We start from the raw sequence: 15,350 nt of genomic DNA, 5'->3' as shown, positions 1-15,350 counted from the left end.
TTCAGCTCGACATGACTGTGGGAGTAGCACTCAACGCCAGCGACGCCGACAACCAGATCGACGCCACCGTACGGCTCGCCGCGCAGGCCGCGGAGGCGGGGCTGCGGTCGGCGTGGTTCGGGCAGACCTTCGGCGCCGATTCGCCGTTGCTGGCGGCGATCGTGGGGCGTGAGGTGCCCGCCCTCCAGGTGGGCACGTCCGCGATCCCCGTCTTCGGCCGCCATCCGCTCATCGTCTCCAGCCAGGCCCAGACCGCACAGGCGGCCACCCACGGCCGCTATCACCTGGGACTCGCGCTCGGCACCAAGCTGTTGACCGAATCCGGCTTCGGTATCCCCTTCGAGCGGCCGGTGGCCCGGCTGCGGGAATTCCTCACCGCGTTGCGTCAGCTGACCGAGACCGGCGCCGCCGACTTCCACGGCGAGCTGCTCACCGCGGCCACCCCGATTCCCGCCCGCGTACCGGGCGCGGAGGCCGGGGTGCCGCTGCTCGTCGCCGCGATGGGGCCGCAGGCGCTGCGGGCGAGCGGGGAGCTGGCCGACGGGATCCTGCCGTTCCTGGCCGGTCCCCGCGCCCTGGCGGAGCACATCGTTCCGGCCGTCACCGCGGCGGCGGAGGCGGCCGGCCGCCCCGCGCCCCGGATCGTGGCGCTGGCGCACGGCGTGGTGACCGACGATGTCGACGCCGTACGGGAAAAGGCCGCCGAACAGCTCGCGTTCTACGAGCAGATACCGTCCTACGCGCGGGTCATCGAGCTCTCCGGCGGCGAACGGGCCGTCGATGTGGCCGTCATCGGTGACGAGAAGACGATCGCCGCCGAGGTGCAGCGGTACCGCGACGCCGGGGCGACGGAGGTGGTCTTCGGGGGCACGGAGATCGCCGGGGAGGCCGACCGGCTCCGGACCTGGGCCCTGCTGGGGGAGTTGGCGGGCTGACGGAGAGGGGAGGCCGGGGCGCCGCCGGTCGGCGGCACTCGGGCCCCTGGCGGGTCTCCCGCCCCGTTGCTCTATGCCCTCGCGCCTCGGATCAGATCGGCGGCCTTCTCCGCGATGACGATCGCCGCCGGGTTCGTATTGACGGAGACGATCGTCGGCATGACCGACGCATCCGCCACCCGCAGCCCCTCCAGGCCGTGGACGGTCAGGTCCGGGGCGACCACCGCATCCGGGCCCGTCCCCATGGCGCAGCTGCCCACGGGGTGGAAGTAGGTTCCGGTGGCGGCCGTCAGGTAGCGGCGCAGGTCCGCCTCGTCGGTGACGGGTGCGCCCGGCAGCACCTCGTGCGCACCCCACCGTGCGAAGGGGCCGGTCGCCGCGATCTCGCGTGCCACCTCGATGCCGTGGAGCAGCCGCCGGATGTCCGGCTCCGCGTCGAGGAAGCCGGGGTCGATCAGCGGCGCCGTGTCCGGGTCGGCGTCGGCCAGGCGCACCGCGCCCCGGCTCTGCGGGACGGTGGCCACGCCGAAGGTGAAGCCGTTGGGCGGCGCCTCCATCGTGGGCGGGACGTACGGGAGATGAATGAACATCAGCTGCATGTCGGGTCCCGGCAGGGACGCGTCGCTGCGCCAGAGGAGCGAGGTTTCGCCCAGGTTGGTCTTGGGCGCGGGAACCGGCCGAGTCGCCTCGTAGACGACCGGGCAGAGCGGATGGTCGTGCAGATTGCGCCCGACGCCGGGCAGGTCGTGGCGGACCGCGATACCGGCCTGCCGCAACTCGTCGGCGGGGCCGATGCCCGAGAGCAGGAGCAGCCGCGGTGAATCCACGGCGCCGGAGGCGACGATCACCTCGGCGCCGGCCCGTGCGGTGACCGTCTCGCCCGCCCGCCGGAACTCCACCCCCGTACACCGGTTGCCGTCGAACAGGAGGCGCCGCGCGGCGGCATCGGTGAGCACGGTCAGGTTCGGCCGCTCGGCGCGGACGGGGTGGAGATAGGCGTCGGCGGTGCTCTGCCGCCTGCCGTCGGCGATGCTCAGGTCGAGCCAACCGGCGCCCTCCTGGCCGGCGCCGTTGAAGTCGTCCGTCAGCGGATGGCCCGCCGCCACCGCGCCGTCGAGGAAGACCTGGGAGAGCGGATTGGCGTCCTCGGCCGACGCGGGCGCCGGGCGCATCGGGCCGCTGTCGCCACGGAACTTCGGGTCCCGGCCGGTCGTCGTCTCCATCCGGCGGAAGTACGGCAGGAGCGCATCGAAGTCCCACCCGGCGCATCCGGCCGCCGCCCAGCGGTCGTAGTCGTGACGGTGGCCGCGCAGAAACACCATCGCGTTGATCGCGCTGCTGCCGCCGAGCGTGCGGCCGCGCGGATACGGGATCGCCCGCCCGCCGGCGCCGGCCTGCGGCACCGTGGTGTAGGCGTGGTCGACCTCGGTGCCCTGCAACGCGGGCCAGGCGGGGGGTACGGAGAGCTCCGGCCTGGTGTCCGGCGGCCCCGCCTCCAGCAGCAGCACCGTACGGTCCGCGTCCTCGGACAGGCGGGCGGCCAGCACGCAGCCGGCCGACCCGGCGCCCACAACGATGTAGTCGAACTCCCCGGATACTCGGGATGCCCCGGATACTCCGGACGCCCCGGATAACCCGGATTCCTCGAAGTCCTTGGATGCCTTGAATGCCTTCGGCACGGCGCTGTCCTCCCCTTGTCGGCCCGTCCGGATGACGGCTGTCACACGGCCTTGGTCGATGTCCGTCGATTGTGGCCGGGGCGCGGACGCAAGGGGGCTGAAATGGGGGAATGGGCTACGGCGGGACGGGCCGAAACGGCCGCCGCCCGTCGGTCAGCGCGTCGGGGCGAGGCGGGCGGACACGCAGGGGTCCTCGTTGCGGTAGCCGAGACGGGTGTAGAGCCGCTCGGCGGGGGCGTTGTCGGCGAGCTGCCAGAGCGTGCAGAAGCCGTGGCGGCGTACGGCATACCGGGTCAGCCAGGACGTCAGCGCCGCGCCGAGCCCCTGGCCGCGCAGCCCGGCATCGGTCGCCACGGACGCCATCAGCGGCGCGCCGCTGTCCCGCAGGCTGCTCAGGGCCCCGCAGGCCACCAGCCGCCCGTCGCCGTCACCGTCGTCGGCGCGGATCCCGGCCCACAGGCTCACGTCCGAGGAACCGGGGCCGGTCGAATGGGCCGGGCTGTGCACCCGGAGAAAGGCGAGCAGCTCCTCGTGGTGGGACGCGTCGAACGCGACGACCCGCTCCTCCGCCGGATGGACGGGCGGCTCCTCCAGCGTCCAGCGGAAGACCCACTCCACGGCATCGGTCACCGGCAGATGCCGGCCGACCAGGGCATCCGTGCCGCGCGGCCCGGTGAACTCCCGTACGCCGTCGGGCAGGCCATGGGCGGCGCGGACGACGAGTCCGGCCGCGGCTTGGGCCTCGCCGACGCTCCACACATGGCCGCGCGCCTCGTCCAGCCAGGCGGCGGCGCCGTCGCCGGACCAGCTGATCCGGCCGGCCGGGCGCGGCCGCGCGGCGCCGAAGCGCAGCAGGGCGGCGCCGGAGCGGTGCTCCAGGCCCTGGCCGAACAGGTCCGCGGTCCGGGGGACAAGTGTCGTTGCCAGCATCGCTCTCTGAGGAAGGAAGGGGATCGGGGGGGATGACGACGGCCGTTCGGGCCCGCACGGCGCGCGGCCGTCACGGTGCGTCCGGCGGATCCGTCCGACAAGGCCGTCCGACGGATCCGACGGCCTGGCCGTCTGGTTTTTTTGGGGGGAACCCGGCAGCGGCGCGCGCCCGCGCGCCCGGCCGACCGGGTCGGCCCACTGTGGCATACCGCCCCTGGCCCGGGGCAAATCGGGGCCTCACCTGGGGCACATCGGGCGACGCAGAGCCGGTCCCCGCCTCAGCGCAGACCCCCAGAGCACACCCCCCCAAGAGCACATCCCTCAGAGCAGATCCTCGATGGTGATGGGCAGTTTGCGGATACGGCGCCCGGTGGCGTGATGGATCGCATTGGCGATGGCCGCCGCGGCACCCACCTGGCCGACCTCGCCGACGCCCTTGACGCCGAGCGGGTTGACGACCTTGTCCGCCACCTCGATGAGCTCGATGTCCACCTCGGGGGCGTCGGCGTTGACCGGTACGAGGTACTCGCCCAGGCTGGAGGCGACCCAGCGGCCGCGGCGCGGATCCATGGCGTTGGCCTCCAGGAGGGCCTGGCCCAGCCCCCACAGCATGCCGCCCATCAGCTGGCTGCGGGCCGTCTTGGCATTGAGGACCCGGCCGGGGGCGAATGCGCCGACCATCCGGCGGACCCGGGCGAGGCCGAGGTCGGGATCGACGGCCACCTCGGCGAACTGCGCGCCGAAGGTCATCATCCCGTAGTGCGCGCTCTCCGGGGACGGGGACCACGCACCGGTCGCCTCGACATCGGGCAGGAGGTTGCGGTGCAGGAGATCGGCATAGCCCTCGCCGGTCTCCGGGGCGTCGCGCAGCATCATGCGGCCGTCCCGTACGGTGACGGTGGCCGGATCCGCCCCGTGCAGGGGCGACTGGGCGTCCCCGATGGCCTGGGCCACCAGCTGGTTGCGCAGATTGGTCGCGGCGGTGTGCACGGCCGCGCTGATCATCCCCGCCCCCGAGGAGCCGACCGCCGCGGCGATCGTGGGCAGCGTGGTGTCGCCGCCCTCGAACCGGCACCGCTCCAGGGGCAGGCCGAGGGCGTCGGCGGTCACCTGGGTCATGACGGTGGCGACGCCGGTGCCGAAATCGGGGGTCGCGGCCTGGACGACCGCGGTGCCGTCGGCGTACAGGCGGGCGCGGGCGCGCTGCGGGTTGTTGGGGCCGTAGACGGGATAGCCGGCGGTGGCCATGCCGTAACCCAGGAGCCAGCGGCCGTCGCGGTGGGAGCGCGGTTCGGGGGTGCGCCGATGCCAGCCGAAGCGTTCGGCGCCGCGCCGGTAGCACTCCTTGAGGCCGGTGCTGGACCAGGGGTTGCCGGTGTTGGGGTCCATGTCGGTGTAGTTGCGCAGCCGCAGGTCGATGGGGTCGATGCCCAGCCGGTGGGCGAGCTCGTCCATCGCCGTTTCCAGCGCGAACATGCCGGACGCCTCGCCTGGGGCCCGCATGAAGGTGGGCGTCATGGTGTGGGCGCGGATCAGCCGGTAGACGCCCTCGTAGTGCGGACAGGCGTAGATCTGCGAGGCGACGCCGAGGGACGGCTCGGCCCAGTCGTCGAAGTGCGAGGTGGGCGAGAGCTTGTGGTGCCGCAGCGCGGTGAGCCGGCCGTCCTTGTCCGCGCCCAGCGTGATGCGCTGCTCCTGCTCCTCCCGGTGGCCGACCGAGGTGAACATCTGCTCCCGGGTGAGGGCGAGTTTGACGGGGCGTTGGAGATGGCGGGCGGCGAGCGCAGCCAGCGCGGGATGCGCCCAGATCATGGCCTTGCAGCCGAAGCTGCCGCCGACGTAATGGGAGATGACGTGCACCTTCGACGGGGTCAGACCCAGCAGCGCCGCGACGGTGAGCTGGGTGGCCGCCACGCCCTGGGTGGCGTCGTAGAGGGTGAGCTGGTCGCCGTCCCAGGCCGCGGTGGTGGCGGAGGGCTCGATGGGGTTGTGGTGGTTCGCGGCGAAGGTGTACGTCGCGTCGATGCGGAGGTCGGCCCGGGCCAGCCCGGCCTCGATGTCGCCGCGGGTGTTCCGGCCGGGGACGAAGCCCCCGAAGATCGCCGCGGGCTCGTACGCCTCCTCGCGTGCCTGGTCGAGGGTGGTGACCGAGGGCGTCTCCGCGTAGGCGATGCGCAGCAGGGCGCCCGCGTGCTGGGCGCGCTCCAGGGTGTCGGCGACGACGAGGGCGACGGGCTGGCCCGCGTAGTGCACGACGTCGTCCTGGAAGGGGAAGAAGGTCTGTCCCGGGGCGGGCATTCCGGCGAGGGACGGGATCAGCGGCGGCTGCGCGGCGGCCCTGGGGAGGTTCTCGTGGGTGAGGATCGCCAGTACGCCGTCGGCCTGGAGCGCCTCGGCGGTGTCGATGCCGGTGATCCGGCCGCTCGGCACGCGCGCACCCACCAGGACGGCATGCGCGGTGGTGCCCGGGAGCATGTCCGCGGAGTAGTGCGCGCCACCGGTGACCTTGTGGCGGCCGTCGACCCGGTCGGTGGGCTGTCCGATCGCGAGGGCGGTGGTCATGGCCGACCCTCCCTGCCGGGGGCCGGGTCCGTACCGGGGGCCGCGTCCGTGCCCGTGCCGGTGAGGGTCTCCAGGATGCGGACCATCGTCCGCTGGGCGAGTTCGGTCTTGAAGGCGTTGAGCGGCCTGGTGCGGGCGGCGGCGAGCTCCGCACGGGCGGCCTGCCGGAAGGTCTCGGTGCCGGCGGGGGCCCCGCGCAGCACGTCCTCCGCGTGCCGGGCCCGCCACGGCTTGGTCGCCACTCCGCCCAGCGCCAGCCGTACGTCGGCGAGGACACCGTTGTGGAGGGTCACCGCGGCCGCGACCGAGGCCAGCGCGAACTCGTACGATTCGCGGTCGCGGACCTTCAGATACCGCGAGGTACGGGCCGTCGGCGTCCCGGGCACCTCGATCCCGACCACCAGCTCACCGTGCTCCAGCGGATGCTCCAGATGCGGGGTGGCGCCCGGCAGCAGGAAGAAGTCGTCGATCGCGTAGACCCGCCGGCCGTGCGGTCCCTCGGTGTGGATACGGGCGTCGAGGGCCATCAGCGGGACCGCGACGTCCGAGGGGTGGGTGGCGATGCAGTGCTCGCTGACGCCGAGCACGGCATGGCCGCGGTTGAAGCCGTCCAGGGCCGCGCAGCCGCTGCCCGGGTCCCGTTTGTTGCACGGCGACGCGGCATCGCGGAAGTAGCCGCAGCGCACCCGCTGCATCATGTTGCCGCCCATGCTCGCCATGTGGCGCAGCTGTGCGGAGGCCCCGAGCTCCAGCGCCTCGGCGACCATCGGGAACCGCTCGCGCACGGACGGTGCCTGGGCCACCTCGCTCATCCGGGCCAGGGCGCCGATGTACAGTCCGCCGTCCGGCCGGTCCTCGATCTGGGCGAGCGGCAGATCGTTGATGTCCACCAGGCGGCGCGGCAGCAGCACGTTCTGGCGCAGCAGATCCACCTCGGTGGTGCCCCCGGCCAGGAAGTCGCTGGTGGGGTCCGCGGCTACGGCGGCGACCGCATCGGCGACGGCGCCGGCCCGGGAGTAACTGATGGGCCGCACAACAGGGCTCCTTAGGTCTGGCCGTGGGACGGGTCCCGGCTCTGGTCGCGGACCGTGCGGATGGCGGCCCGGATGTGGGGATAGGCGGCGCAGCGGCAGATGTTGCCGCTCATCCACTCGGCGATCTCGGCGTCGTCGCCGTGGCCCTCCTTGAGCAGCGCCACCGCGGACATGATCTGGCCGGGGGTGCAGTAGCCGCACTGGAAGGCGTCCTGCTCGATGAACGCGCTCTGCATGGCGTGCAGCTCGTCGCCCTGCGCCAGCCCTTCGATGGTGGTCACCTCGTGCCCCTCGCAGGCGATGGCCAGCGTGAGGCAGGCCAGCACCCGGCGCCCGTCCACCCACACCGTGCAGGCGCCGCACGTCCCCTGGTCGCAGCCCTTCTTCGCGCCCGTCATGGCCAGCCGCTCGCGCAGGGCGTCCAGGAGGCTGACGCGGGGTTCGGCGTCGAAGGTGTGCTCGTCGCCGTTGACCGACAGCGTGATCCTCACCGGCTCGGGGCCGCGCTCCGGGAGAACGGCGGCCGCGGGCGCCCGCGAGGGGACGTGAGGGGCAGACACTGGCTCGCCTCCAAGGCATGTGGGGCACGTACGGCATGCATGGCACGTCGGGCAGGTGAGGCAGGTGGGGCCCGTGAGGACGCCCGGAGTTTTCATGCTGGTTCATGGGCCCGGTGATCGCGACCCGACATCTGCGCCCGCGGCGGAGGGAGGCGAGAATTGAGCTGGGGCCCTTCGTGAGCGCTGGGCCCACACCGTCCCTGACCTGGGAAGTGACGCGCGATGATGTATTGGTACGACCATGGCGGCGGGGGCTGGGGCTGGTTCGCCATGATGCTCGGCATCGTTCTGTTCTGGGGACTGATCATCCTGGTCGGCGTCCTGCTCTTCCGCGCCTTCGCCCGTCCGGCACCTCGCGACGGCGGCGAGCGCACCGGCTGGCACCTCGGCCCCGCATCCGAGGTCCCGCCCACCCCGGAGCGGATCCTCGCCGAACGCTATGCACGCGGTGAGATCGAGGACGAGGAGTACGAGCGCCGCCTGGCCATGCTCCGTTCGTCACGGGGCGGCGGAGCGGCGGCGCCCTGACGGGGCCGAGGGAGGTGGCACCCATGTCTCCTTGGCGGGTGCGCACGCTGGACGAGGGCGACCTCGACCAGGTGGTGCGCATCTGGGAGGAATCGCGGGACACCACCGCGGATCCCGCCGTGAGCCTCGCGGAGGTGGTGAGCGCCCTACAGGCGGATATGCCCGCTGTGGTGGCCGTGGTGGGGACGCAGGTCGTCGGCGCGGCGGTCTCCTCCGTCGCACAGGAGCGGGGCTGGGTGCTTCGGCTGGCCATCGCCCGTCAGTGGCGCCACCACGGCATCGGATCGGCCCTGCTGGCCGCCCTGGAGGAGCGTCTGGCGCGGGTGGGGGTACGTCGCATCGGGGCGCTGCTGCCGGAGGGCGAGGTCGGCGAAGACGCCTTCCGGAATTCCGGATACACCGGCCGGCCGGACCTGAGCTACTTCGAGAAACTGCTGACCGCGGATTCGGCCGAGGCCACCGTGCTCGACCAGCTCGACGGGGCGGTGCCGGAGGACGGCCTGTGGGGGCGCATCGCGGGGATGACCGCGGAGAAGACGCTGATCGAGCGCCGGCTGGTGCTGCCGCTCGAGAACCCCGAGGTCGCGCGGCTCTACCAGCTGGTGCCACCGCGGGCCGTGGTGCTCTTCGGCCCCCCGGGCACGGGCAAGACCACGTTCGCACGGGCGGTGGCCTCCCGGCTGCGCTGGCCGTTCATCGAGGTGTTCCCGTACCAGCTCGCCGACGAGGCGCACGGGGTGGCGGCGGGGCTGCGACGGCTGTTCGCCCGCGTCGAGCATCTTCAGGAGGCCGTGCTGTTCTTCGACGAGGCGGAGGAGATCGCCTCCGAACGGCAGGATCCGACGAGTCTGGCCCACCGGGTGACCAACGAACTGCTCAAACTCATCCCGCAGTTCCGGCGGGGCGACCGCCGGCTGCTGATCTGCGCGACCAATGCGGTGCGTTCGCTGGACCCGGCCTTTCTGCGGCCGGGACGGTTCGACTATCTGATCCCGGTCGGCCCGCCGGACGCCGAGGCCCGCCGGGCCATTTGGATCCGTTACATCGGGCCGGACCGGGCGGCGGGTGTCGAGCTGGATGCGCTGGTCGAGGCCAGCGACCGCTTCACCCCCGCGGACATCGAGTACGCGGCACGCACCGCCGCCCAGACCGCCTTCGAGCGCCACCTGTCGGCCGACCCGCAGGAACCCCCGGATTCCACCCGGCTGACCGGCGATTACCTCCAGGCCATCGCCGGTACGCGTACCTCGCTCAGCGAGGAGGACATCCGGGCCTTCGACCATGACCTGCGGTCGGCGGCCCGGGTCTGAAGGATCTCCTCAGAAGCCGTGGGGCTTGAGATGCGGATTCGCCTGCTGGACGCGTGAGATGTCGCCGTATCTGCTCCAGATGTAGTTGAACGCCGCCGCTATGTTCGCCACCGGATCGTAGATCTGATCGGACGTGTCCGCCTGGTGGAACTCGGCGAACGTCGGGGCGATGACCTGGGCATAACCGCGCGAACAGTTGAACGGTGCCCCGTCGGACTGAAGGGGCCCGTGCGCATTGTCGTCGGTCTTGTTCACCGCGTTGGGATTGTAGGAGGACTCCCGGAGGATCAGGGTCAGTATATTCGCATCGTTTCCGACCCCGGTCACCCAGGTCGACGGGGCGCCGGTCAGCGTGCATGCCTGTTGGGCGAATTCGCGGGCAGTGTCGATGTTCTGGGCGATCCCGTGGTTTTTCGCAAAGCTCACCGAGTTGACGGAGATGGCCCCCGGATTCCGGCAGTCCACCGCGAATCCCGCTTTGTGGCCGAGCTTTGTCAGGGAATCGCAGCCGGGGAATCCATCGGCATCCGGGCCGTGGAATCCGAGCGACTTCTGCCAGTCGGCGTACGCGGACCTGGTCTGGTCGTCGAACGTGCCCGTGGCGCCCTTGGGAAGGGTGAAATGGGTGGCGATCAGGGCTTCTTGAAGGGTCTTCACATCGCCGTTCTGCTTGCCGAACCGGACGTTGAAAAGGGTAACCATCTCGGCTCCTAAGGCGGGTTGTGTCGGACGAGGTGTGTGCGTCACACGAGATGGGGCACTTGCAGCTGCTCCCAGCTGGATGCGCCGGGAGTGCCGTCGGCGTCGCTGCCCGAGAAACCGAGCTTCTGCTGCCAGGCGGCGTAGGACTTCACGTCATCCGGTTCCCAGACGTCGAGAACATCGTCGGCCGTGTACCGGTTGCAGCCCTCGGCGACCAGTCGGCGGTGCATGGCCGCGATGACCGGCGATTTCTGTCCGGTGTGGAAGAACGCCGCACCGGGGAACGGTTCGGCGGCCACAAACTCCGGCCAGGATCCGGGATCCACATGGTCGTTCTCGGGTACGTGCGCATGCGCGTACCAGCCGCCCTTGGTCTCCCATATCTGCTCGGAGCGATTCGACGTGAAACCGTGGGGATGGCCCATGGGAAAGACGTCCGGAACTCCCCAGGAACGCACCCAGCCATTGAGTTCGGGCCATCCCTTGCACGGGGTGTCGGCCAGTGTGGCGAATACCTCGCCATTGACCCGGCAGAACGGGAAGAACAGCGCCTCGACCTGAAGGACGACCTTGCCGGCGCGATTGGTTCGCGTACCGCCCTGCTTGTCCAAAAGGGATTTGGACCGTGACGTGGCGGGGAAGAACTGGGCGAATGTACCGGTGAAGGGACTCCACAGGATATGCGGCGCCATTTCCCTCTTGCCACCGGTGAACAATGCCTGGAGATTGGCGAACGGCACCAGATCCTTCGGGTGCGCCGCCGTGGCGTCATCGCGGTCCGCCGTGATGTGCGCGATCGCCTTCGGCGGAAAACCGGTGTCGCACGGCGCGTGATCGCCGAGGTCCACCTTGATGGCCTCAGGCATCCAAATGTCGGCCATGGTCAGCTCCTGCCGTTTGTGCCCCAGGTGAGGAAAACGCGAAGCCGTACCGGCCGTTACCGCAGAGCCTCATGCCGCGTGCCGTCACGGCCGAACGGAGGTCTCTCTGGGGCATGAGGGGTGTCTCTCTCAAGTCTGATCCGGGGCGTACGGTTCGGCCACCGCTGGGGCGGGGCGGCGTCCCATGACGGCCTGCCGGCCCGGCCTCCGCCACACCCGCACTCCGCCCTTCCACCACCCTTCACCCAATGTTGTCGGCCCCGCCCTCTCGTCACCGGCCCTCCGGCGTACGACGATGTCCACGCGCTTCCCGCATGCCCGCGCCTCCCGTAGATCCGCGCCTCCTGTAGATCCGCGCCTCCGCGTACCCGTGTCACTCCCTCCGTGCGCCGTGCCCGCGAAAGGACTCCGTCCATGAGCAGACCGTCTGCCGTACGCGCCGTCACCGCCCTGCTGTCCGTCGGCCTGTTGCTCGGGCTGCCGCTCACGGCGCTGAACGGGCCGCCCGCGCACGCCGCCGGGATCCGGGGGCGCACGGCGGCTTCGGAGGACGACGCGTACTGGACGGCACGGCGGATGGCGGACGCCAAACCCGTCTCCGCCAAGGGGAGTTCGCGGGCCGCGCGCGCGACGGCCGACCCCGTTCCGCCGAGCCATCCCTTCGACGGGCTCCCGCAGGTCGGCACGTTCTTCTGGACGGACGGCAGCAACACCGGCCGGTTCTGCGGCGGAACGGTCGTCCGCAGCCCGCGCCGCAACCTGGTCGTCACCGCCGGGCACTGCCTCCGTTCGCCCGACCCCAAACGGCATCTGTCGTTCGTGCCGCAGTACCACGACGGCCTCAAACCGTACGGGATCTTCCCCGTCGACCGGATCTACATCGACCAGCGGTACTACGACCTCGGCACGGGCGCCGGGGCGCGCTGGGACTACGCCGTCGTACGGCTCGCGGCGCGCGAGGACGGGGCGGAGGTGGAGGACGAGACCGGCGGCTACGACCTCGTTCCGTACCCGGGCTACCGCCACCCCGAGGTACGGCTCATCGGCTACCCCGGCAACAGCGACACCACCCACCCCAAGCCGCTGGACTGCACCTCCTCCACCCACCGCTACACCAGCACGGACCCGGGCGCCCCGGGCGACTTCCTGGAGATCGCCTGCGCGGGCTATATCGGCGGCACCTCCGGCGGTCCCTTCCTGGTCAGCGACTGGACCGGCACCGCGCTGATCGGCGTGATCGGCGGCTATCACACGGGCGGCGACTTCCCCGACGTCTCCTACAGCTCGTACTTCACGCTCGACACGCTGGCCCTCTATCTGCACGCCCTGCGCGGCGACATCCCGGCCGCGCCGCGCTGAGGGCGCGGTCCCGTATCCGCCGCTGTGCTGGAAGGGACCAGGGGCTGATAGACCCCGCCCCGGCCCGGGGACGGATCCGGCCATGACCGTTGTCCTGGGAACCTCCGGCTGGCAGTACAAGGACTGGCGCGGCGTGCTCTACCCGCCGGACCGGCCGCAGCGGCTGTGGCTGGAGGAGTACGCGCGGCAGTTCGCCACCGTCGAGAGCAACGCCGCCTTCTACCGGCTGCCCGAGGAAAAGACCTTCGCCGACTGGCGGGACCGCACCCCGGACGGCTTTGTGATGGCCGTCAAGGCCAGCCGCTATCTGACGCACATCAAGCGGCTGCGCGCACCGGAAGAGCCGGTCGCACGCCTGATGGCGCACGCCGCCTGCCTCGGCCCCCGGCTCGGGCCCGTACTGCTCCAACTGCCGCCCACGCTGCATGCGGACGCCGGGCTGCTGGACGACTGCCTCGGGTGCTTTCCCGTGGGGACGCGGGTGGCCGTCGAGCCCCGGCACGACTCGTGGTGGACCGCCGGGATCCGTACGGTGCTGGAGCGCCGCGGCGCCGCGCTGTGCTGGGCGGACCGCGGATCCCGGCCCGTGACGCCGCTGTGGCGGACCACCGACTGGGGCTATCTGCGCTTTCACGAGGGCCGCGCCGCACCCTGGCCGCGCTACGGACGGCAGGCGCTGGCCAGTTGGGCCCGGCGGATCGCCGACGCCTGGCCGGACCGGGCGGACGTCTACACGTACTTCAACAACGACCCGGGCGGCGCGGCCGTCCTCGACGCCGCCCGCTTCGCCCGCGCCGTTGCGGCCACGGGCCGTTCGGTGACCCGCGCGCCGGGCGGAGACCGGCCGCCCCCTTGAGCCCCGACACCGTCGGCCCCCGCAGGACATGCCGCCGACGGCGTAATCACCGGGCGGGGCGCGGCGGCTCGGTCAGGCTGTGGTCGTGGTGAAGGCTTTGGCGTGTCCCGATGCTGCGACGCCCGGGGAGCCGTCGACCGCCCCGGGGGCGCCATGAGACGCCCCGACCACGGCCGGCCCGCCGGCGGGCGCGTGGTGCTGCTGGACCACAACGGCTTCGAGGTGATCCGGCCGCCCGCGTGGATGCGCTGGCTGCCGGCCGCGTTCGTCGCGGCGGTCCTGCTGCTCGAACCGCTGACGCCCACCCCGTGGCCGGTCAGCTTCATGCTGATCGCCCTGCCGGTGACCGCCGCCTTCACCCTCGGCCCGGTGAGCGTCGCCGCCGTCACGGTCGGCGCCGTCGTCCTGGAGGGTGTCATCGCCGGCACCCCCTGCTGCACCGGCCGCAACATCCACCAGCTGTGGGAAGGCCACCACATCGCCGCGTACATCGCCACCACCCTGGTCGGCATCCTCGGTGTGGCACTGGCCGCCCACCGCCAGCGCCAGGAACGGCACCTGGTGCGCGCCCACTCGGTGGCCGAGGCCCTGATGCGCACGCTGCTCCGCCCGGTGCCGCACCAGGTGGGGCGGGTGCTTGCGGCCGGTCTCTACCGGTCCGGCGAGGTCGGCACCATGGTGGGCGGCGACCTCTACGACATCCGGGCCACCGAGTCCGGTGAGCGCGCCATCATCGGCGATGTCCGTGGCAAGGGGCTCAAGGCCGTCCGCACCGTCGCCGGGATCCTCGGCGCCTTCCGCGAGGCCGTCCACGACCAGGGGGACCTGCGGGCCGTGGCGCTGCGGATGGAGCGCAGTGTGCTCCGCGAAGCCGAAGACGTCCGCGACGACGAGCTGTTCGTCACCGCCGCCCTGGTCGAATACGACGCCGAGGCCCGGCAGGTGACGATCGTCAACCACGGGCATGTCGAACCCGTCCTGATCTCCCGGGGCGAGGTGCGGGCCCTGGCCGGGCCGCCCGCCCTGCCCCTCGGCCTGAGCCGCCTGTGCGGCGAGCGGCCCGTCGCCTACCGCCACCCCGTCGGCCCCGGTGACGTCCTCCTGCTCTGCACCGACGGTCTGGTCGAGGCCCGGGACCACACCGGCGCCTTCTACCCGCTCCTGGACCGGCTCCGCGCCCGCTTCGCCGACGGCCCCGCCCCCTGCCCGTCCGACGTCATCGACTTCCTCAACACGGACCTTCCGCACCACACCCGCGCCGTCCACGACGATGTGGCCATCCTCGCCCTCGCCCCCGCGGACGGCGGGTAGCGGCGCTGCGACGGCGGCGGGCCGGGGTGTGCGGACGCCGCGTCACGCCCCGGCCCGCCGCCGACGGTCAGGCCGCCACCGGACCCGTCCGTCCCTGCCGTACGGCGAGCGCGTTCAGCCGGATCGCGTACGGGGCGACGTCGTCGAGGGTCAGCGCGTGAGCCTGTGCCGCGGGGAGGGCGACGGTGACATCGATGCAGAAGGCGAGGGCGTGGACGAAGCCCTCGGTCTCCTCGTCCTGGAGCGCGAACAGGAGGTTGTAGTAGTAGCTCGTGCTGTCGGGATCGTCTCCGTAGAACGAGAGGTGGGTGCCCTCCTGCCCGTCGAGGCCGAGGAAGGCGTCGGTGAGCGCGGCCTCCGCCTTCTCCCAGAAGACGGGGTTGGCGAAGGGGTGCGTCAGCGCCTGGCGGACGGCCTCGCGCAGGGAGAGCACCATGACGCCGACGGGCGCGGTCTCCTGGAGGCCCCAGCCGCGGACGATCTTGACCGTCGAGCTGTCCGGGATGCCGCTCGCCACCCGGCTGATCTCCCCGAAGTCGAAGTTCACGGTCGCCGGTGCGATCGCGTGCTGGAACGTGTCGGCTATGCCCTGCGCCTGCTCCAGGGCGTCGGGGCCCACATCGAAGACGGTCCGGAAGGTCGTCTTCCCGGTGGTGGGCTGATCGGCCATGACTGCTCCTCATGTGCGGAATGATCGCGTCGC

The 15,350-nt window shown here is 71.9% G+C and carries 14 protein-coding genes; 6 read left to right on the top strand and 8 right to left on the bottom strand.

Translation table 11 applies throughout. The annotated features are described in order from the left end of the window. Window positions 1–11 precede the first annotated feature (11 nt). Window positions 12–935 carry an LLM class F420-dependent oxidoreductase gene (locus B1H19_RS06765; RefSeq protein ID WP_083103707.1) on the top strand — a complete coding sequence of 308 codons (924 nt, stop codon included), beginning with the start codon at window positions 12–14 and terminating at the stop codon, window positions 933–935. Window positions 936–1,006: 71 nt separating this feature from the next. On the opposite strand, the gene B1H19_RS06760 is transcribed toward B1H19_RS06765, so the two are convergent. The 5 genes from B1H19_RS06760 to B1H19_RS06740 all read right to left on the bottom strand — a co-directional run bounded on the left by B1H19_RS06760 (window position 1,007) and on the right by B1H19_RS06740 (window position 7,700). Then, window positions 1,007–2,512, bottom strand: coding sequence for a GMC family oxidoreductase (locus B1H19_RS06760; protein ID WP_261340968.1), 1,506 nt, complete (start codon window positions 2,510–2,512; stop codon window positions 1,007–1,009). A 255-nt stretch (window positions 2,513–2,767) separates the two neighbouring features. Next, window positions 2,768–3,544, bottom strand: coding sequence for a GNAT family N-acetyltransferase (locus B1H19_RS06755; RefSeq protein WP_083103705.1), 777 nt, complete (start codon window positions 3,542–3,544; stop codon window positions 2,768–2,770). A gap of 321 nt (window positions 3,545–3,865) precedes the next feature. Continuing rightward, a complete protein-coding gene (locus B1H19_RS06750; protein WP_083103704.1) occupies window positions 3,866–6,106 on the bottom strand; it encodes a xanthine dehydrogenase family protein molybdopterin-binding subunit in 2,241 nt (746 codons plus the stop codon). Then, on the bottom strand, window positions 6,103–7,140 hold the full coding sequence (locus tag B1H19_RS06745; RefSeq protein WP_083103703.1) for an FAD binding domain-containing protein: 1,038 nt from the start codon (window positions 7,138–7,140) through the stop codon (window positions 6,103–6,105). Before B1H19_RS06745 ends, B1H19_RS06750 begins: the two co-directional genes overlap by 4 nt. An 11-nt stretch (window positions 7,141–7,151) precedes the next feature. Next, window positions 7,152–7,700 (bottom strand): (2Fe-2S)-binding protein, encoded by a 549-nt coding sequence (locus B1H19_RS06740; protein WP_237289175.1) that lies wholly within the window; start codon window positions 7,698–7,700, stop codon window positions 7,152–7,154. A 222-nt stretch (window positions 7,701–7,922) separates the two neighbouring features. Between B1H19_RS06740 and B1H19_RS06735 the strand changes: the two genes are divergently transcribed. Both B1H19_RS06735 and B1H19_RS06730 read left to right on the top strand, forming a co-directional pair. Next, window positions 7,923–8,228, top strand: coding sequence for an SHOCT domain-containing protein (locus tag B1H19_RS06735; RefSeq protein ID WP_203237117.1), 306 nt, complete (start codon window positions 7,923–7,925; stop codon window positions 8,226–8,228). Between the two features lie 23 nt (window positions 8,229–8,251). Next, the gene (locus B1H19_RS06730) at window positions 8,252–9,538 is read left to right on the top strand and encodes an ATP-binding protein (protein ID WP_083103701.1); all 1,287 of its coding nucleotides are present in this window, start codon (window positions 8,252–8,254) and stop codon (window positions 9,536–9,538) included. Window positions 9,539–9,547: 9 nt separating this feature from the next. On the opposite strand, the gene B1H19_RS06725 is transcribed toward B1H19_RS06730, so the two are convergent. Beyond that, window positions 9,548–10,285, bottom strand: coding sequence for a transglycosylase SLT domain-containing protein (locus B1H19_RS06725; protein ID WP_159028020.1), 738 nt, complete (start codon window positions 10,283–10,285; stop codon window positions 9,548–9,550). Then, window positions 10,282–11,088, bottom strand: coding sequence for a peptidoglycan-binding protein (locus B1H19_RS06720; RefSeq protein ID WP_237289173.1), 807 nt, complete (start codon window positions 11,086–11,088; stop codon window positions 10,282–10,284). The genes B1H19_RS06725 and B1H19_RS06720 overlap by 4 nt, the downstream gene beginning before the upstream one ends. Before the next feature lie 447 nt (window positions 11,089–11,535). On the opposite strand from B1H19_RS06720, the gene B1H19_RS06715 reads away from it, so the two are divergent. The 3 genes from B1H19_RS06715 to B1H19_RS06705 all read left to right on the top strand — a co-directional run bounded on the left by B1H19_RS06715 (window position 11,536) and on the right by B1H19_RS06705 (window position 14,647). Continuing rightward, window positions 11,536–12,480: a trypsin-like serine peptidase gene (locus B1H19_RS06715; RefSeq protein ID WP_083103698.1), complete on the top strand. Its 945-nt coding sequence runs from the start codon at window positions 11,536–11,538 to the stop codon at window positions 12,478–12,480. Window positions 12,481–12,562: 82 nt separating this feature from the next. Continuing rightward, complete coding sequence (locus tag B1H19_RS06710; RefSeq protein ID WP_083103697.1) at window positions 12,563–13,336, top strand: DUF72 domain-containing protein; 774 nt, start codon at window positions 12,563–12,565, stop codon at window positions 13,334–13,336. A 153-nt stretch (window positions 13,337–13,489) separates the two neighbouring features. Continuing rightward, entirely contained in the window at window positions 13,490–14,647 is a 1,158-nt protein-coding gene (locus tag B1H19_RS06705) for a PP2C family protein-serine/threonine phosphatase (protein WP_237289171.1), read from the top strand. Between the two features lie 67 nt (window positions 14,648–14,714). Here B1H19_RS06705 and B1H19_RS06700 read toward each other — a convergent pair whose 3' ends face one another. Further along, a complete protein-coding gene (locus B1H19_RS06700; protein ID WP_083103696.1) occupies window positions 14,715–15,317 on the bottom strand; it encodes a Type-2Aa cytolytic delta-endotoxin in 603 nt (200 codons plus the stop codon). Window positions 15,318–15,350 lie beyond the last annotated feature (33 nt).

Source organism: Streptomyces gilvosporeus, from assembly GCF_002082195.1.
Classification (GTDB): Bacteria; Actinomycetota; Actinomycetes; order Streptomycetales; family Streptomycetaceae; genus Streptomyces; species Streptomyces gilvosporeus.
Note: the sequence above shows the minus strand (reverse complement) of the source record. Positions and strands in the feature narration are given on the sequence as shown.

Coding starts and splice junctions, on each gene's coding strand:
- B1H19_RS06735 (WP_203237117.1), top strand. CDS start 7,923: ATGATGTATTGGTACGACCATGGCGGCGGGGGCTGGGGCTGGTTCGCC.
- B1H19_RS06700 (WP_083103696.1), bottom strand. CDS start 15,317: ATGGCCGATCAGCCCACCACCGGGAAGACGACCTTCCGGACCGTCTTC.
- B1H19_RS06715 (WP_083103698.1), top strand. CDS start 11,536: ATGAGCAGACCGTCTGCCGTACGCGCCGTCACCGCCCTGCTGTCCGTC.
- B1H19_RS06705 (WP_237289171.1), top strand. CDS start 13,490: ATGAGACGCCCCGACCACGGCCGGCCCGCCGGCGGGCGCGTGGTGCTG.
- B1H19_RS06710 (WP_083103697.1), top strand. CDS start 12,563: ATGACCGTTGTCCTGGGAACCTCCGGCTGGCAGTACAAGGACTGGCGC.
- B1H19_RS06755 (WP_083103705.1), bottom strand. CDS start 3,544: ATGCTGGCAACGACACTTGTCCCCCGGACCGCGGACCTGTTCGGCCAG.
- B1H19_RS06750 (WP_083103704.1), bottom strand. CDS start 6,106: ATGACCACCGCCCTCGCGATCGGACAGCCCACCGACCGGGTCGACGGC.
- B1H19_RS06765 (WP_083103707.1), top strand. CDS start 12: ATGACTGTGGGAGTAGCACTCAACGCCAGCGACGCCGACAACCAGATC.
- B1H19_RS06730 (WP_083103701.1), top strand. CDS start 8,252: ATGTCTCCTTGGCGGGTGCGCACGCTGGACGAGGGCGACCTCGACCAG.